General features: G+C 51.9%; 15 protein-coding genes. 10 read left to right on the top strand and 5 right to left on the bottom strand.

Annotation, left to right across the window (positions count from 1 at the left end):
* The first annotated feature begins 340 nt into the window (after window positions 1-340).
* The 4 genes from acs (at window position 341) to ubiA (ending at window position 4,908) form a co-directional block, all read left to right on the top strand.
* Window positions 341-2,299: an acetate--CoA ligase gene (gene acs / locus ESM_RS0108625; protein WP_000078190.1), complete on the top strand. Its 1,959-nt coding sequence runs from the start codon at window positions 341-343 to the stop codon at window positions 2,297-2,299.
* Window positions 2,300-2,425: 126 nt separating this feature from the next.
* A complete protein-coding gene (gene malM / locus ESM_RS0108620) occupies window positions 2,426-3,346 on the top strand; it encodes a maltose operon protein MalM (protein WP_001517567.1) in 921 nt (306 codons plus the stop codon).
* 179 nt (window positions 3,347-3,525) lie between these two features.
* Window positions 3,526-4,023 carry a chorismate lyase gene (gene ubiC / locus ESM_RS0108615; protein ID WP_000019214.1) on the top strand — a complete coding sequence of 166 codons (498 nt, stop codon included), beginning with the start codon at window positions 3,526-3,528 and terminating at the stop codon, window positions 4,021-4,023.
* A 12-nt stretch (window positions 4,024-4,035) separates the two neighbouring features.
* Window positions 4,036-4,908 carry a 4-hydroxybenzoate octaprenyltransferase gene (ubiA, locus tag ESM_RS0108610; RefSeq protein ID WP_000455236.1) on the top strand — a complete coding sequence of 291 codons (873 nt, stop codon included), beginning with the start codon at window positions 4,036-4,038 and terminating at the stop codon, window positions 4,906-4,908.
* A gap of 212 nt (window positions 4,909-5,120) precedes the next feature.
* On the opposite strand, the gene plsB is transcribed toward ubiA, so the two are convergent.
* Window positions 5,121-7,544, bottom strand: coding sequence for a glycerol-3-phosphate 1-O-acyltransferase PlsB (gene plsB, locus ESM_RS0108605; RefSeq protein ID WP_001517568.1), 2,424 nt, complete (start codon window positions 7,542-7,544; stop codon window positions 5,121-5,123).
* Window positions 7,545-7,714: 170 nt separating this feature from the next.
* On the opposite strand from plsB, the gene dgkA reads away from it, so the two are divergent.
* From dgkA to ESM_RS0108585, 4 genes are all read left to right on the top strand, one after another.
* Window positions 7,715-8,083 (top strand): diacylglycerol kinase, encoded by a 369-nt coding sequence (dgkA, locus tag ESM_RS0108600; RefSeq protein WP_000002905.1) that lies wholly within the window; start codon window positions 7,715-7,717, stop codon window positions 8,081-8,083.
* Window positions 8,084-8,192: 109 nt separating this feature from the next.
* Window positions 8,193-8,801 carry a transcriptional repressor LexA gene (gene lexA, locus ESM_RS0108595; protein ID WP_000646076.1) on the top strand — a complete coding sequence of 203 codons (609 nt, stop codon included), beginning with the start codon at window positions 8,193-8,195 and terminating at the stop codon, window positions 8,799-8,801.
* Window positions 8,802-8,873: 72 nt separating this feature from the next.
* Entirely contained in the window at window positions 8,874-10,199 is a 1,326-nt protein-coding gene (gene dinF / locus ESM_RS0108590) for an MATE family efflux transporter DinF (RefSeq protein WP_001517569.1), read from the top strand.
* 115 nt (window positions 10,200-10,314) lie between these two features.
* Complete coding sequence (locus ESM_RS0108585) at window positions 10,315-10,524, top strand: CsbD family protein (protein ID WP_001030602.1); 210 nt, start codon at window positions 10,315-10,317, stop codon at window positions 10,522-10,524.
* 41 nt (window positions 10,525-10,565) lie between these two features.
* Here ESM_RS0108585 and zur read toward each other — a convergent pair whose 3' ends face one another.
* Window positions 10,566-11,081, bottom strand: coding sequence for a zinc uptake transcriptional repressor Zur (zur, locus tag ESM_RS0108580; protein WP_000416265.1), 516 nt, complete (start codon window positions 11,079-11,081; stop codon window positions 10,566-10,568).
* A gap of 153 nt (window positions 11,082-11,234) precedes the next feature.
* Here zur and dusA point away from each other — a divergent pair, with 153 nt between their 5' ends.
* Both dusA and pspG read left to right on the top strand, forming a co-directional pair.
* A complete protein-coding gene (gene dusA / locus ESM_RS0108575; protein WP_001272039.1) occupies window positions 11,235-12,230 on the top strand; it encodes a tRNA dihydrouridine(20/20a) synthase DusA in 996 nt (331 codons plus the stop codon).
* A gap of 135 nt (window positions 12,231-12,365) precedes the next feature.
* A complete protein-coding gene (gene pspG, locus ESM_RS0108570) occupies window positions 12,366-12,608 on the top strand; it encodes an envelope stress response protein PspG (protein WP_000891405.1) in 243 nt (80 codons plus the stop codon).
* A gap of 163 nt (window positions 12,609-12,771) precedes the next feature.
* Here the strand turns inward: pspG and ESM_RS0108565 are convergent, their stop codons facing one another.
* From ESM_RS0108565 to ESM_RS0108555, 3 genes are all read right to left on the bottom strand, one after another.
* On the bottom strand, window positions 12,772-13,755 hold the full coding sequence (locus ESM_RS0108565) for a quinone oxidoreductase (protein ID WP_000235536.1): 984 nt from the start codon (window positions 13,753-13,755) through the stop codon (window positions 12,772-12,774).
* An 83-nt stretch (window positions 13,756-13,838) separates the two neighbouring features.
* On the bottom strand, window positions 13,839-15,908 hold the full coding sequence (locus ESM_RS0108560) for an FAD-dependent oxidoreductase (protein ID WP_000149523.1): 2,070 nt from the start codon (window positions 15,906-15,908) through the stop codon (window positions 13,839-13,841).
* Window positions 15,898-17,298 (bottom strand): MFS transporter, encoded by a 1,401-nt coding sequence (locus ESM_RS0108555; protein WP_001183245.1) that lies wholly within the window; start codon window positions 17,296-17,298, stop codon window positions 15,898-15,900. Before ESM_RS0108555 ends, ESM_RS0108560 begins: the two co-directional genes overlap by 11 nt.
* Window positions 17,299-17,382: the final 84 nt, after the last annotated feature.

Here is a 17,382-nt window from a genome sequence, read left to right as displayed (position 1 = left end):
TTCATAACAGTAACCGCACATACACTGTCATGACATTGCTCGCCCCTATGTGTAACAAATAACCACACTCTGAATGTTGTCTTTAATCAATTGTAAGTGCATGTAAAATACCATTTTAGAGTTAGTCGGTATTTTTCCCGTTTCCAACGGTATGCATAACTGCATGTTCCTCAAAGAATTAATCAACTTTTGTTAGTGACCTTCAAAAATACCCTGCCGTTTATTTGCACTATTCTGCTTTTGCGTGATCTGCCGCCCAAATACTAAACAAAACTACCAATACCCCTACATTTAACGCTTATGCCACATATTATTAACATCCTACAAGGAGAACAAAAGCATGAGTCAAATTCACAAACACACTATTCCTGCCAACATCGCAGACCATTGCCTGATAAACCCTCAGCAGTATGAGGCGATGTACCAACAATCCATTAACGCACCAGATACTTTTTGGGGCGAACAGGGAAAAATTCTCGACTGGATCAAACCGTACCAGAAGGTGAAAAACACCTCCTTTGCCCCGGGTAACGTCTCGATTAAATGGTACGAAGACGGCACGCTGAATCTGGCGGCAAACTGCCTTGATCGCCATTTACAAGAAAATGGCAATCGTACCGCCATCATCTGGGAAGGCGACGACGCCAGCCAGAGCAAACATATCAGCTATAAAGAGCTGCATCGCGACGTTTGCCGCTTCGCCAATACCCTGCTCGGGCTGGGCATTAAAAAAGGCGATGTTGTGGCGATTTATATGCCAATGGTGCCGGAAGCTGCGGTCGCAATGCTGGCCTGCGCCCGTATTGGCGCGGTGCATTCGGTGATTTTCGGCGGCTTCTCGCCGGAAGCGGTGGCCGGGCGCATTATCGACTCTAACTCACGACTGGTGATCACCTCTGATGAAGGCGTGCGTGCCGGGCGCAGCATTCCGCTGAAGAAAAACGTTGATGACGCACTGAAAAACCCGAATGTCACCAGCGTTGAACATGTCATTGTACTGAAGCGTACTGGCGGAAAAATCGGCTGGCAGGAAGGCCGCGACCTGTGGTGGCACGACCTGGTTGAGCAAGCCAGCGATCAGCACCAGCCGGAAGAGGTCAACGCCGAAGATCCTCTGTTTATTCTTTATACCTCCGGTTCTACCGGAAAACCGAAAGGCGTGCTGCACACTACCGGCGGTTATCTGGTTTACGCGGCGCTCACCTTTAAATACGTCTTTGATTATCATCCGGGTGATATCTACTGGTGTACCGCCGATGTGGGCTGGGTTACCGGGCACAGTTATTTGCTGTACGGCCCGCTGGCCTGCGGCGCGACCACGCTGATGTTTGAAGGTGTGCCAAACTGGCCGACGCCTGCCCGTATGGCGCAAGTGGTGGATAAGCATCAGGTCAATATTCTCTATACCGCGCCAACAGCCATTCGCGCACTGATGGCGGAAGGCGATAAAGCGATTGAAGGCACCGACCGTTCGTCGCTGCGCATTCTCGGTTCAGTAGGCGAGCCAATAAACCCGGAAGCGTGGGAGTGGTACTGGAAGAAGATCGGCAACGAGAAATGCCCGGTGGTCGACACATGGTGGCAGACCGAAACCGGCGGTTTCATGATTACCCCACTTCCTGGCGCTACCGAACTGAAAGCCGGTTCGGCAACGCGTCCGTTCTTCGGTGTGCAACCGGCACTGGTAGATAACGAAGGCAATCCGCTGGAGGGCGCGACCGAAGGCAGCCTGGTGATGACTGACTCCTGGCCGGGCCAGGCGCGTACGCTGTTTGGCGATCATGAACGTTTTGAACAGACCTATTTCTCCACCTTCAAAAATATGTATTTCAGCGGCGACGGCGCGCGTCGTGATGAAGATGGTTATTACTGGATCACCGGGCGTGTGGACGATGTACTGAACGTTTCTGGTCACCGTCTGGGGACTGCGGAGATTGAATCGGCGCTGGTTTCGCATCCGAAGATAGCCGAGGCCGCGGTGGTCGGTATTCCGCACAATATTAAAGGCCAGGCGATTTACGCCTACGTCACGCTTAATCACGGGGAGGAACCGTCACCAGAACTGTACGCAGAAGTCCGCAACTGGGTGCGTAAAGAGATTGGCCCGCTGGCGACGCCAGACGTGCTGCACTGGACCGACTCCCTGCCTAAAACCCGCTCCGGCAAAATTATGCGCCGTATTTTGCGCAAAATTGCGGCGGGCGATACCAGCAACCTGGGCGATACCTCGACGCTTGCCGATCCTGGCGTGGTCGAGAAGCTGCTTGAAGAGAAGCAGGCTATCGCGATGCCATCGTAACCCACAATTGCCTGATGCGTAAAAACAGGTTGTCATTATCTATAAAGGGCGTAAGCCCCTCTGTTTATCGGGTTTAGCGCGCTATTGCCTGGCCACCGCTGAACTCCAGATTTTGAGGTGAAAACAATGAAAATGAATAAAAGTCTCATCGCCCTCTGTTTATCAGCAGGGGTGCTGGCGAGTGCGCCTGGAATCAGCCTGGCCAACGTCAACTACGTACCGCAAAACACCAGCGACGCGCCAGCCATTCCATCTGCCGCGCTGCAACAATTAACCTGGACACCGGTCGACCAATCTAAGACTCAGACGACCCAACTGGCGACCGGCGGCCAACAACTGAACATCCCTGGTATCAGTGGCCCGGTTGCCGCATACAGCGTTCCGGCCAATATTGGCGAGCTTACTCTGACGCTGACCAGTGAAGTGAACAAACAAACCAGCGTATTTGCGCCGAATGTGCTGATTCTTGATCAAAACATGACGCCATCGGCCTTCTTCCCCAGCAGTTATTTCACCTATCAGGAACCCGGCGTCATGAGTGCCGATCGCCTGGAAGGGGTTATGCGCCTGACGCCAGCACTGGGGCAGCAAAAGCTTTATGTTCTGGTCTTTACCACTGAAAAAGATCTCCAGCAGACGACCCAACTGCTCGACCCGGCAAAAGCCTATGCCAAAGGCGTTGGTAACTCGGTGCCGGATATTCCAGATCCGGTTGCCCGTCATACCACTGATGGCTTGCTGAAGCTGAAAGTGAAGACCAACTCCAGCTCCAGCGTGTTGGTAGGGCCGCTGTTTGGTTCTTCCGCTCCTGCTCCGGTTACGGTAGGCAACACGGCAGCGCCAGCCGTAGCTGCGCCTGCTCCAGTGTCAGCGAAGAAAAGCGAACCTATGCTCAACGACACGGAAAGTTATTTTAATACCGCGATCAAAAACGCTGTCGCGAAAGGTGATGTTGATAAGGCGTTAAAACTGCTTGATGAAGCTGAACGTCTGGGATCGACATCTGCCCGTTCCACCTTTATCAGCAGTGTAAAAGGCAAGGGGTAATTACGCCCCACAGTGCTGATTTTGCAACAACTGGTGCGTCTTCTGATGCACCTTTTTTTTCTCTCCCTTGGTGATTGTTGCGTTATTGTTGCGTATTAGATCACTTAATATGCTTTACATCTCCCGTTAACGCTTTTCTGCGATACAATGCCTTTACGTTATGTAACGGAGAGTTCGGCATGTCACACCCCGCGTTAACGCAACTGCGTGCGCTGCGCTATTTTGCAGAGATCCCTGCGCTGGAACCGCAACTGCTCGACTGGTTGTTGCTGGAAGATTCCATGACCAAACGTTTTGAACAGCAGGGAAAAACGGTGAGTGTGACGATGATCCGCGAAGGGTTTGTCGAGCAGAATGAAATCCCCGAAGAATTGCCGCTGCTGCCGAAAGAGTCTCGTTACTGGTTACGTGAAATTTTGTTATGTGCTGATGGTGAACCCTGGCTTGCCGGGCGTACCGTCGTTCCTGTGTCAACGTTAAGTGGCCCTGAGCTGGCGTTACAAAAATTGGGTAAAACGCCGTTAGGGCGCTATCTGTTCACATCATCGACATTAACCCGGGACTTTATTGAGATAGGCCGTGATGCCGGACTGTGGGGACGACGTTCCCGCCTGCGATTAAGCGGTAAGCCGCTGCTGCTGACCGAACTGTTTTTACCGGCATCACCGTTGTACTAAGAGGAAAAAAATATGGAGTGGAGTCTGACGCAAAATAAGCTGCTGGCGTTTCACCGCTTAATGCGTACGGATAAGCCAATTGGCGCGTTACTGCTGCTCTGGCCAACTTTGTGGGCGCTATGGGTGGCGACACCAGGTGTTCCCCAGCTCTGGATCCTGGCGGTGTTTGTTGCTGGCGTCTGGCTAATGCGCGCCGCCGGTTGTGTAGTGAATGACTATGCTGACCGTAAGTTTGACGGTCATGTTAAGCGCACGGCAAACCGACCGCTTCCCAGTGGCGCGGTGACTGAGAAAGAGGCGCGCACACTGTTTGTGGTGCTGGTGCTAATTTCGTTCTTACTGGTGCTGACGCTGAATACGATGACCATTCTGTTGTCGATTGCTGCGCTGGTGCTGGCATGGGTTTACCCATTTATGAAACGTTATACCCATCTACCGCAAGTGGTGCTGGGCGCGGCGTTTGGCTGGTCGATTCCAATGGCTTTTGCCGCAGTGAGTGAGTCAGTACCGTTAAGCTGCTGGCTGATGTTCCTCGCCAATATTCTCTGGGCGGTGGCTTACGATACTCAGTACGCGATGGTTGACCGTGACGACGACGTAAAGATTGGCATTAAGTCCACGGCAATCTTGTTTGGTCAATACGATAAGTTGATTATCGGCATTTTGCAGGTCGGCGTACTGGTACTGATGGCGATTATTGGCGAGTTAAATGGCTTAGGCTGGGGATATTACTGGTCAATTCTGGTAGCGGGCGCGCTGTTTGTTTATCAACAAAAACTGATTGCCAACCGCGAGCGTGAAGCCTGCTTTAAAGCGTTTATGAATAATAACTATGTTGGCCTGGTACTATTTTTAGGGCTGGCAATGAGTTACTGGCATTTCTGATGATGTAAAAAAAGTCGGATGATTATGGACTGCACCTTAATCAGTTGGGTGTCCAACTTTTGGGGTGCAGTCCATTATCCGGCTTTTTTCTGTGAAAAGCTGCCTGATGCGCTGCGCTTATCAGCTCTACATAACACATCGCAATTTATTGAATTTGCAGGTCATGGTAGGCCAGATAAGGCGGTTTCGCCGCATCCGGCAACGCTCACCAATTACCCTTCGCCCTGCGTCGCACTCTCAATCGTCAAACGCACATCGGATGTAATCAACTCCGCCAGCAACTGGTACACCTTCATCGTCTCTGCCGGTTCGGCGTCGCCGCTGTCGCTGATATACCCTTCATCACGCAGCGTCAGCACCAGAGAACTGAACACCGCTTTGTCGAAGAACTCCGGTGCGTTGATGCCGTGTAGCACAGAGAGACGTTGTGCCACGGTGCGGCTCTCTTTTTCCAGCGTACCGCGGTTGATTGACGGGTTGGCGCTCAGCAGCCAGAAAGTGATGGCATAACGTTGCAGCGTTTCGCGCGCACCTGCGGCAAGCAACTGAAGCGTGCGGGAATGCGCCGGGTTGATATGCAATTCATCATCTTGCAGCGTAATCAGCCCCTGACGTTGCATCTCATTCGCCAGCGCATCAATCACACCCGGTAATTCGTCGCGATCCCAGCGTAGGAACAGCTCTGCTTTCAGCATTGGATACAGCACATTGACGTGCTCCATCAATACGTCGCGGGAGATGTGGCGATGCTGCGTTACAATTGCCGCCATCAGTGAAGGCAGAACCAACATATGCGCAATATTGTTGCGATAGTAGGTCATCAGCACCGCTTGCTCACGCGGCAGAATGATGATGTCACCGATGGTGTCTTTCTCGACTTCAAACTTGTTCATCTGCAGCGCGTGATCGATAAGCTCACTGGCGCTGGCTGAAGGCACCGTTGAATCCGCGGAGTAAGGCACGTTGCGCATCAAATCGAGATAACAGTTGAGTTGCTCGGTTAACTGCTCGCGGGTGAGTGAGCGCTGACGTGACGCCAGAAGCGCAGTACAGCACAGGTTCATGGCGTTTGCCGCCCCTGCGTTGTTAATGCGTACCATCAGATCGGCGGCAATGTTATTCACCGTCGGCGTTAACCAGGCTGGACGCACCGCTTCGATGGGGTCGATTGATTCGCGCCAGTCCGGCACATGCTGGTTGAGATAGGTCATCAACGGCATTGGTTCACCGAAGTTGACATAGCCCTGTCCAAGATTACGCAGTTTGCTTAAGCCGCGCAGCATCTGTGGCAGGCTCTCTTTCTCTTTCGTCGCACCGCGCAGTTCTTTGGCGTAAGTCCCCACTTCCATGACGTGTTCATAACCGATGTAGATCGGAATCAGCGTAATCGGGCGTGTACCGCCACGCAGCATCGCCTGAATGGTCATCGACAGGGTGCCGGTTTTTGGATCAAGCAGACGCCCCGTTCGCGAACGCCCACCCTCCACAAAGTACTCAACGGAATAACCACGGCTGAACAGTTCACCGAGATATTCGCGGAAAACTGTGGAGTAGAGTTTATTGCCTTTAAACGTACGGCGAATAAAGAACGCACCCAGACGGCGGAAAATCGGCCCGGCAGGCCAGAAGTTCAGGTTGATCCCAGCGGCGATATGCGGCGGCACCAGCCCCTGGTGATACAGCACGTAAGAGAGCAGCAGGTAGTCCATGTGACTGCGATGGCAAGGCACATATACCAGCTCATGACCGTCGTGGGCCAACTGGCGAACGCGCTCGGCGTTATGGACGTTGATGCCCTGATAAAGCCGGTTCCAGGTGAAGCCCAGAATACGGTCAGTCAGGCGGATCATCTCGTAAGAGAAGTTCGCCGCAATCTCTTCCATCAGCGCAATAGCGTTTTGCTGCGCTTTTTCATGGGAGATTTTTTTGCTGCGGGCTTCATCTTCTACCGCTTTGGCAATGGCGCGGGAGGCAAGTAGCTTATTGAACAAGTCCTGACGGGCAGGCAGGCGTGGACCCACGGCAGCAAGGCGCTGGCGGGCAAAGTGCATACGTGCCACGCGCGCCAGTTTCTGGGCGATAATTTTATCCGTGCCGTGTTCATCAGCCATGCGACGCAGCGAAACTGACGGCGAGAAACGCACAAAACTGTCGCGACCAAGCCACAGTACGGCGAAAAATTTCTGCACGCCGTTGAGTATACGCAACGGTGGGTTTACTTCGCCTTTTTCGCGCCCCGGCGCACGACCAAACATCACCGATACCGGCACCATCTGCACATCCAGATTCGGGTTGCTTCGGTGCAGGTCGAGATAATCGTGGAACAGCTTAATGGATTCTTCTTTTGGCGTGTAATAGGTGAAAACACGCGGCCCGCCGTGAATAAACACATAGCGTGGCAGCAGCGTGCCGTCGATCTCCAGCGGCTCTAATGGGTCGGGCAGATCATGTGCCAGACACTGGGCGCGCAACGTCAGCAAATCCGCTTTTGAGTTGTACGGTAAAACGTACATAATTGGACGAGAGGTATCGAGTCCCAGTTCCGGGGCAGGATCTGCCGGAATAGACTTGCTTTTTACCAGGATGCTTAATGGTAAATTCAGTAATTTGTAGTAAATTCGTGGCCAGCCGGACATAAACGATGTAAAGCCTCTGGTTAATAATGCAAATGCGCGGCAAGGATAGCAGAAAGTCATGGGAAATTCTGTGGTATCCGCTCATGTTTCGCGCGGCGTTATGCAAACCCGAGTCATCGGATTTAACGGTACACTGATATTGACGCTCATAATGTAAAAAGGTTCTTTCAATGGCCAATAATACCACTGGATTCACTCGAATTATCAAAGCTGCTGGCTATTCCTGGAAAGGGTTACGCGCAGCATGGATCAACGAAGCGGCATTCCGTCAGGAAGGCGTTGCGGTATTGTTGGCGGTGATCATCGCCTGCTGGCTGGATGTGGACGCGATAACCCGCGTACTGCTTATTAGCTCCGTCATGTTGGTCATGATCGTAGAAATTCTCAATAGCGCCATCGAGGCCGTAGTTGACCGTATTGGCTCCGAATACCATGAGCTTTCCGGGCGAGCGAAAGATATGGGGTCCGCGGCGGTGTTGATCGCGATTATCGTCGCAGTGATTACCTGGTGCATCCTGTTATGGTCGCATTTTGGATAACCCTTCCAGAATTCGATAAATCTCTGGTTTATTGTGCAGTTTATGGTTCCAAAATCACCTTTTGCTGTATATACTCACAGCATAACTGTATATACACCCAGGGGGCGGAATGAAAGCGTTAACGGCCAGGCAGCAAGAGGTGTTTGATCTCATTCGTGATCACATCAGCCAGACAGGTATGCCGCCGACGCGTGCGGAAATCGCGCAGCGTTTGGGGTTCCGTTCCCCAAATGCGGCTGAAGAACATCTGAAGGCGCTGGCACGCAAAGGCGTTATTGAAATTGTTTCCGGCGCATCGCGCGGGATCCGTCTGTTGCATGAAGAGGAAGAAGGGCTGCCGCTGGTAGGCCGTGTGGCTGCTGGTGAACCGCTTCTGGCGCAACAGCATATTGAAGGTCATTATCAGGTCGATCCTTCCCTGTTCAAACCGAATGCCGATTTCCTGCTGCGCGTCAGCGGGATGTCGATGAAAGATATCGGCATTATGGATGGCGATCTGCTGGCAGTGCATAAAACCCAGGATGTACGTAATGGTCAGGTCGTTGTCGCGCGTATTGATGACGAAGTTACCGTTAAACGTCTGAAAAAGCAGGGTAATAAAGTCGAACTGCTGCCAGAAAACAGTGAGTTTAAACCGATTGTCGTTGACCTTCGTCAGCAGAGCTTCACTATTGAAGGGCTGGCAGTTGGGGTTATTCGCAACGGCGACTGGCTGTAATATATCTCTGATACCGCGATGCCGCCTGGCGTCGCGGTTTGTTTTTCATCTCTCTTCATCAGGCTTGTCGGCATGGCATTCCTCACTTCATCTGATAAAGCGCTCTGGCATCTCGCCTTACCCATGATCTTCTCCAATATTACCGTTCCCTTGCTGGGGTTGGTTGATACGGCGGTTATTGGTCATCTTGATAGTCCGGTTTATCTGGGCGGCGTGGCGGTTGGTGCAACGGCGACCAGCTTTCTCTTTATGCTGTTGCTGTTTTTGCGTATGAGTACTACCGGGCTTACTGCACAGGCTTTTGGTGCTCAAAATCCTCAGGCATTAGCGCGGGCGCTGGTGCAGCCGTTGCTGTTGGCGTTGGGGGCTGGGGCGTTGATTGCTCTACTGCGTACGCCGATTATCGATCTGGCGCTGCATATTGTTGGCGGTAGCGAAGCAGTGCTGGAACAGGCGCGGCGCTTTCTTGAAATCCGTTGGCTAAGCGCCCCGGCGTCGCTGGCGAATCTGGTGCTGCTTGGCTGGTTGCTCGGTGTGCAATATGCCCGTGCGCCAGTGATTTTGTTAGTGGTTGGCAATATCCTCAACATTGTGCTGGATATCTGGCTGGTGATGGGACTGCATATGAACGTGCAGGGCGCAGCGCTGGCGACGGTTGTTGCAGAATATGCGACGTTGCTGATTGGTCTGCTCATGGTACGTAAAATCCTCAAACTGCGCGGTATCTCCGGCGAAATGCTGAAAACAGCCTGGCGAGGAAATTTCCGTCGCTTACTGGCGCTTAACCGCGACATCATGCTTCGCTCATTGCTGTTGCAACTCTGCTTTGGCGCAATAACGGTTATTGGCGCGCGGCTGGGGAGCGATATTATCGCTGTTAACGCGGTTCTGATGACGTTACTCACCTTCACCGCCTATGCGTTGGATGGCTTTGCCTACGCCGTTGAAGCGCATTCTGGTCAGGCGTATGGCGCGCGTGACGGTAGTCAATTGCTGGATATCTGGCGCGCAGCGTGCCGCCAGTCAGGTGTCGTGGCACTGTTGTTTTCTGTAGTTTATCTGCTGGCAGGGGAACACATTATCGCGTTGCTGACCTCGTTAACCCAAATTCAGAATCTGGCCGATCGTTACCTTATCTGGCAGGTCATTTTGCCGCTGGTGGGAGTCTGGTGTTATCTGCTGGATGGCATGTTTATTGGCGCAACGCGCGCCGCCGAAATGCGAAACAGCATGGCAGTGGCAGCGGCAGGTTTTGCACTTACGTTACTCACATTGCCGTGGTTGGGTAATCATGGGTTGTGGTTGGCATTAACCGTCTTTCTGGCTCTGCGCGGGCTTTCTCTGGCGGCTATCTGGCGGCGTCACTGGCGCAATGGAACCTGGTTTGCTGAAACGTGATGGTTAAAAATTCTGAATAAATAATCCTGAGCCAAATTCCTGACTACACTTAATCCCACGTTCAGAAGAAAAGCGAGCGTACTCTCATTCACCACCTAACGATGAGGACTTGAATATGAATAAAGACGAAGTCGGCGGTAACTGGAAACAGTTCAAAGGTAAAGTGAAAGAGCAATGGGGAAAACTGACCGATGATGATATGACGGTCATTGAAGGTAAACGTGACCAGTTAGTGGGTAAAATCCAGGAACGTTACGGTTACCAGAAAGATCAGGCAGAGAAAGAGGTTGATAGCTGGGAAAAACGCCATGATTACCGCTGGTAATTAATCCCTCCTGCCCGATGTGTACAAGGACGTACGCCCTCTTAACGTGGTTTCTTTTTCACCTGTACAGAGTGGTCATGCTGGCACTGATCATGATGGCGACACGCTTCTACTTCCACGCACGCTGCACATAATCCGTGCGCTTCAATCACATTATGCCGCAGGGCAAAACCCATTTTTGCCGCCAGTGTATGCATGATGTCTTCTACACCTTCCGCACACTCTTCTTTCACTGCGCCGCAGCGATCGCAAATAAACATTGCGGAGGTATGAGTTGGCTGATCGAACAGATGGCAGAGCACATAGCTGTTGGTGGATTCCACCTTATGTACAAAACCCTGCTCAAGCAGAAAATCTAGTGCGCGATAAACCGTTGGCGGCTTGGCTTGCGGCTCGGCTTCACGCAGCAAATCAAGCAGATCGTAGGCGCTGATTGCCCCTTCCTGCAGACTCATCAAACGCAACACTTCCAGGCGCTGCGGGGTCAGGCGCACATTTCGCTGCGCACAGAGTTTCTCAGCCTGCGCTAATAACTCCTGCGTTGTGGTCTTTTCCATTGGGCACCTCAAAGTGGGGTTAAGAATGTCCTTACTTTACCATAGTTCTCACTTAAACGCCGAGAACAGGGGACATAGCTGTCACATTGCCTGATCGCATATTCGTTATGCTATAGTAGCGCCCCAAATTCACCGGATGCTTAAAAAATCGCCATGTCAGCAGAATCACAAACCGCTTATCCCGCACACCGTTTCTCGATTGCTCCTATGCTCGACTGGACGGACAGACACTGCCGCTATTTCCTGCGTCTGCTTTCCCGCAATACGTTGCTCTATACCGAAATGGTGACCACCGGGGCGATTATTCACGGTAAAGGTGATTACCTGGCGTACAGTGAAGAAGAGCATCCGGTGGCGTTGCAGTTGGGTGGAAGCGATCCGGCGGCGCTGGCGCAATGTGCGAAGCTGGCACAAGCGCGCGGATACGATGAGATCAACCTGAATGTTGGCTGCCCATCTGACCGGGTGCAGAACGGGATGTTTGGCGCGTGCCTGATGGGCAATGCGCAATTGGTAGCCGACTGCGTGAAAGCGATGCGCGATGTGGTGTCGATTCCGGTGACGGTGAAAACGCGTATTGGCATTGATGATCAGGACAGTTATGAATTTCTCTGTGATTTCATCAACACCGTTTCCGGCAAAGGTGAATGCGAGATGTTTATCATCCACGCGCGTAAAGCCTGGCTTTCTGGTTTAAGTCCGAAAGAAAACCGTGAAATCCCGCCGCTCGATTACCCGCGCGTCTATCAACTGAAGCGTGATTTCCCGCATCTGACGATGTCGATTAACGGTGGTATTAAGTCGCTGGAAGAGGCTAAAGCGCATTTGCAACATATGGATGGTGTGATGGTCGGGCGCGAGGCGTATCAAAACCCCGGCATTCTGGCGGCGGTGGATCGTGAGATTTTTGGTTCCTCGGATACCGATGCCGATCCGGTGGCGGTGGTACGAGCCATGTATCCGTACATTGAACGCGAGCTTAGCCAGGGTACGTATCTCGGTCATATCACCCGCCATATGTTGGGGTTGTTCCAGGGGATCCCTGGCGCGCGGCAGTGGCGGCGTTATTTAAGTGAAAATGCCCATAAAGCAGGTGCCGATATTAACGTGCTGGAACACGCGCTCAAACTGGTGGCGGACAAGCGTTAATTTTTCACCATAAAGTAGTCAAATTCACTACGCCCTGCGCACGGTCGCGGGGCGTTTTCTTTGATAAATCAATATATTAGTTTTTGGCATGATTCTTGTAATGGCAGCAAGAGATTTCATTTTTGGGAGAACATCATGCTGGAACTACTTTTCGTTATTGGCTTTTTTGTCATGTTGATGGTCACTGGTGTTTCGTTGCTGGGTATTATCGCCGCGCTGGTTGTGGCGACGGCCATTATGTTCCTCGGCGGTATGCTGGCATTGATGATCAAGTTGTTGCCGTGGCTGTTGTTGGCGATTGCAGTAGTGTGGGTAATCAAGACGATTAAAGCACCAAAAGTGCCGAAATATCAGCGCTATGACCGCTGGCGTTACTAAGGGATTGTGCGGATGATCACAACCTAAGGTTTTATCCTTAGAACAAAATAGGAATTGATAATCAAATCTGTCACTATTGCGCGTCAAACAAATTCATCGAGCTGTACCCTACATACAGCCGAACTATAAAAGAAAGGGCTTCCCAGGTGGAAGCCCAATTTCTTTATGGGATCAGTAGACTGGAACCCTGCGTTGCCCGGCTTTCCAGAATCTCATGCGCGCGCCGCGCATCCTTCAGCGGATATTTTTGTTGCTCCGCGACATCGACCTTAATCACGCCGCTGGCAATTAATGAAAACAGTTCATTACTGGCTTCGGTTAACTCATCCCGCGTGGTGATATAGCCTTGCAAGGAAGGGCGCGTCACATACAGCGAGCCTTTCTGATTGAGAATGCCTAAGTTCACACCGGTAACCGCGCCTGATGAGTTGCCAAAACTGACCATTAAACCGCGACGTTGCAGACAATCCAGCGACCGTTCCCAGGTATCTTTGCCTACGGAATCGTATACCACGCGCACTTTCTTGCCGTCGGTGATCTCTTTTAATCGCTCGACCAGATTTTCGTCGCGATAGTTAATCACCTGCCATGCCCCGGCTTTTATGGCACTTTGTGCTTTTTGCGCGGTGCTCACGGTGCCAATAAGTTTCGCCCCTAAGGCTTTCGCCCACTGACAAGCTATCAGGCCCACACCACCCGCCGCGGCATGAAACAGGAATTGCTCGTCAGGTTTGATTTCATAGGTTTTACGCAGCAGATAATAAACCGTTAAGCCTTTCAGGAACGAGGCGGCAGCTTGCTCAAAAGAGATCGCTGCTGGCAGAATCGCTGCTTTATCAGCATTGACGTTATGCACAGAACTGTAAGCCCCTAATGCCGCCTGCGCATAGACCACGCGATCGCCTGCTTTAATATGTTTCACACTACTGCCGACTTTACTTACTATGCCAGCCGCTTCGGTGCCTAATCCACTGGGCAGTGATGGCGGCGGATAAAGGCCGCTGCGGATATACGTGTCGATAAAATTGATGCCAATCGCTTTATTTTCGACCTGGATTTCATTCTCTGCTGGATCGGCAGGAGTAAACTCCACGGCTTGCAGTACTTCCGGGCCACCATGCTTGTGAAATTCGATGCGCGTTGCCATTTAAACTCCTTTACTGAGCGACATATCTGTTTTAAGCCTAACAGTAGTCGCCAGGCCACGCGGGGATTTTTTCCGGTCTGCGGTCACAACCCGGAATATCTCTGGTCAGTATGAAACAGCGTCGCCAAAATCCAGTTTTGCCACTGGTGCTCAAAGTTGGTTAGCGTTAATACGCCTCGCTCACGGCACGGGCGAGTCCAGGTTTGGTAACTATTAGCATCCAGACAAACACAAATCATAAATTGCCGGGCATCCTGATTTTCAGGCCGAAAACGCCAGGTCAGGAGTGGCCCACCGGGTGTTTGCGGTGCGATACCGGCTTCACCATCATAGATCGCTCTGGCACCACGACTTCCTCCACCGTTTTCGATATAGCATTGTAAAGAGCGCAGTACCGCCAGCGCCAGTTGCGCACTTTGCCGCCACTGGAAAGATTGGGCGAGGCTGTTTTCATCGCTTTGAATACCTTCCCGGCGAATATCTTCACAGAGTGTTGCTATGGTTTGCGCGGCAGCGTTGATCTCCTGTGTATGACACAAAATTGCGGCATGGTGGCTCATGGTATTTTGTATCGCTTCTCGCACGTCGTCGCGCAGCAGTCCTTGATTCAGGTACTGTTGCGCCTCGTTAATCGTACTGAGAATTTGTTGCCTCTCGAGAGGGAGGTTTTGGCTTTTCTGATGAGCAATATGCAATGCACAGCGGCGGGCAAAAACTTGCCCGGCATTGAGCGCTGATCCACCAGGGCGCGTGACACCATGTGTTCCGGCATTTTCTCCGACAGCATAACAACCAATTAGCGAGGTACGCCCCCAAATATCAACATCAATTCCGCCATTAAGATGTTGATTGTTTAACGTAAATTTTAGTGGTGAGGCAGTCAGGTCATGACCATGCATCTGATACAAACGAAGAGCCAGTGGATTCATCTGTGTTAATCGCGCCAGTGGTTGCGCCAACAGAGCGTGATTTTCTTGCAGATAGCCGATGACATCATCATCCAGTTCCTGCAGGTTGAATGGCGTTCCGTCCGCTGCGGGGGCCGGTTCCTGCAGAAAATCGAGGAAAACATCGCGCCCTTTTTGTGTCTCCTCATATACCGCGACATCTAGCAGGCTGGAGCCATAGTCCAGCATTCGTTCCGCGTGAAACGGCCATTGGTAACCTTTGCGAAATATAGCGGAGGCCAGCATACGAGTCGTGGGGTAATAAGCTGCCAGAAAATTATACTGACGTCCGGAGTGGTCCTGCGAGTAGATGCGCGGCATTGCTTGCATGTAAGTACCGGAAAGATTCCACGGAAACTGGCTGCGCGGTGTACCGATACCAAACTGACTTTCCGTAAGATTCACCAGGGTTATACCTGCTTCCAGTGCCATGCCCAACGCACTAAAGCAGTTCACCGGATAGACACTGTCACGATAAAGTTCACCAGGCCCGCCCGTGGCTAAAACCAGATGTTGGCAGCGAATCACTACCATTCGCCAGGGATTATCCCGACAGGCTTTATCGATTGCGATCACCCCTGCGACTCGTCTATTTTCTCCTTCATCACTGGTCAGGATACGAATCGCTGTTGTGTGATCGCAAAGAGGGATATTAAGGCGCATTGCCTCCTGAGCCAGCACCTTAACCATCAGGCGCGATGTGCGTGGGCCGCAACTGGTTGCGCGGCCAAACTCATCGTGATCGGTTTGATAACGCAACGTTGCGCCAAAGAGATCTTCTGGCAGATCCAGACCCAGATATTTCAGTACTTCACAGGTGTTCACTGATCCGACGGCCTCAACATATGCAGTGTCATAATCCATCGAACCACCCGCCGCCAGAGAGTCACTTAATGCCAGAAAATGGTCACCATTTGCACGAGTATTGGCGGTGTGAAGCGTTTGTTTATCAGAACCAGAACAGGCGGAAGTGCCCCAGAAGGCTTTGCTGGAGGCTACCATCACATCGACATTCTGTCGCTTGAGCTCAACTGCGGCACGCCACCCGGCGGCACCGCTTCCCAAAACCAGAGTGTTGCAAAGGTACTCTGGCAATAGTGAACCGTTGAGGTCGATATACCCGCTGGTCTGAGCCAGCGGTGCGTAATGGGGCATTTTCACGTCTATCAGGGAATCGATAATGGATTCAGAGACATTATGCGTCATAGTATGACCCCGTAGTTTGATTGCGTCGGGAGACGGTGATCACGCTTGCATCGGCCAGATCATCAAGATCACGATCGCGTGTTTCTGGCGCAAAAAAGGTCGCAATGATCGTGCCAACGGTCAACAGACTGAGGTAAATCGCAATTGGCATCCAGGCGGCAATACCGCTTGGATCGTTGGTGTGAATTACCCAGGAGATGATGGCTGAGCCAACCAGCGGGGCGATCCCACCCGCGATAACTGCAGAAACTTCCCTTGCCAGTGCTACGCCAATATAACGATGGCGGGCACCAAACAATTCCGGCAGGAAAGCGCCCTGAGCGCCGAACATCCCCCATGCCCCAACACCCAACGCCAGAGAAAGAGAGACAATCGTGACCGGAACATTGCCGTGGCTGAAAGACCACCATACCGGAAAGGTGATCAATAGCTGAAAAATTGCCAGGCTGCGATAGACAATAACCCTACCGAAGCGGTCTGTCAGCCAACCAGCAACGGGCACCATAATTGCGCCTACCACCACCGCGGACATTAGACACAGTGTGCCGACCGATTTATCCAGCCCAACCACACCAACGATATAGCTAATAGCTAAAGCCTGATAAATCGAAGAGCCGCCGTTTTCTGCCAGGCGCAAACCAATCCCCACGAAGACGTTGCGGCGTGACGTTTTCAGCAAATTGCGTAAAGGTGATTCTGTAACTTGTTGGCGAGCTTCAAGTTTGGCGAATGACGGTGACTCTTTAAGATGCAGACGAATATAAATGGCCACCGCGATAATCACCACGCTGGAGAGGAAGGGCAGACGCCACCACCAGGTTTCGGCAAGATTTGTCACATTGTGGAGCAGGATGAAGTAAACGGCAGATGCCATAAACGTGCCAATCTGAATACCAAGGAACGGCAGCGCAGCGTAATAACCCCGTTTGCCGTTGGGGGCATATTCGGTCATCAGTACAGCCGCTCCAGCCTGTTCCGCACCCGCACCAAGCCCTTGTAACAGGCGTAATGCGATAAGCATGATCGGTGCCCAGATCCCTGCTGTTTCGTAGGTGGGTAAAACCCCAATCAACGTGCTGGCGATCCCCATTAACAACACCGTTGCGAGCAGGACAAATTTACGTCCCAGACGATCACCTAATGAGCCGAAGAGAATGCCGCCTACCGGTCTGACGGCAAACCCGAGAAAGTAAGTACCAAAACTGGCGATAAGCGCCATTCCCGGTTCCTGATTAGGAAAAAAGAGTGGCCCAAAAATAATGGCGGAGGCCAGGCTGTAAAGTGCGAAATCGTAGTATTCCAGTGCGCTGCCGAGAGAGCAGGTCCACGCCGCGCGACGTAGATCTGCTGATGAAACATTCGTTTTTTCAGCTAGTTGTGTAGGTTGCATGATGTATCTCCTTTCAGACGGATAAAAGAGATCCGCCCAAAATCAATGGGATTCTGCGTTGTTGTTAAAATCCAAAATGAAACG

The sequence above is a fragment of the Escherichia sp. TW09308 genome (assembly GCF_000208565.1).
GTDB lineage: Bacteria > Pseudomonadota > Gammaproteobacteria > Enterobacterales > Enterobacteriaceae > Escherichia > Escherichia marmotae.
The sequence above is the reverse complement of the archived record's forward strand: the minus strand, read 5'-3'. Positions and strand labels throughout refer to the sequence as shown.

Bases quoted from the DNA above. Each gene is read 5' to 3' on its own strand.
- acs (WP_000078190.1), top strand. From the start codon at position 341: ATGAGTCAAATTCACAAACACACTATTCCTGCCAACATCGCAGACCAT.
- malM (WP_001517567.1), top strand. From the start codon at position 2,426: ATGAAAATGAATAAAAGTCTCATCGCCCTCTGTTTATCAGCAGGGGTG.
- ubiC (WP_000019214.1), top strand. From the start codon at position 3,526: ATGTCACACCCCGCGTTAACGCAACTGCGTGCGCTGCGCTATTTTGCA.
- ubiA (WP_000455236.1), top strand. From the start codon at position 4,036: ATGGAGTGGAGTCTGACGCAAAATAAGCTGCTGGCGTTTCACCGCTTA.
- plsB (WP_001517568.1), bottom strand. From the start codon at position 7,544: ATGTCCGGCTGGCCACGAATTTACTACAAATTACTGAATTTACCATTA.
- dgkA (WP_000002905.1), top strand. From the start codon at position 7,715: ATGGCCAATAATACCACTGGATTCACTCGAATTATCAAAGCTGCTGGC.
- lexA (WP_000646076.1), top strand. From the start codon at position 8,193: ATGAAAGCGTTAACGGCCAGGCAGCAAGAGGTGTTTGATCTCATTCGT.
- dinF (WP_001517569.1), top strand. From the start codon at position 8,874: ATGGCATTCCTCACTTCATCTGATAAAGCGCTCTGGCATCTCGCCTTA.
- ESM_RS0108585 (WP_001030602.1), top strand. From the start codon at position 10,315: ATGAATAAAGACGAAGTCGGCGGTAACTGGAAACAGTTCAAAGGTAAA.
- zur (WP_000416265.1), bottom strand. From the start codon at position 11,081: ATGGAAAAGACCACAACGCAGGAGTTATTAGCGCAGGCTGAGAAACTC.
- dusA (WP_001272039.1), top strand. From the start codon at position 11,235: ATGTCAGCAGAATCACAAACCGCTTATCCCGCACACCGTTTCTCGATT.
- pspG (WP_000891405.1), top strand. From the start codon at position 12,366: ATGCTGGAACTACTTTTCGTTATTGGCTTTTTTGTCATGTTGATGGTC.
- ESM_RS0108565 (WP_000235536.1), bottom strand. From the start codon at position 13,755: ATGGCAACGCGCATCGAATTTCACAAGCATGGTGGCCCGGAAGTACTG.
- ESM_RS0108560 (WP_000149523.1), bottom strand. From the start codon at position 15,908: ATGACGCATAATGTCTCTGAATCCATTATCGATTCCCTGATAGACGTG.
- ESM_RS0108555 (WP_001183245.1), bottom strand. From the start codon at position 17,298: ATGCAACCTACACAACTAGCTGAAAAAACGAATGTTTCATCAGCAGAT.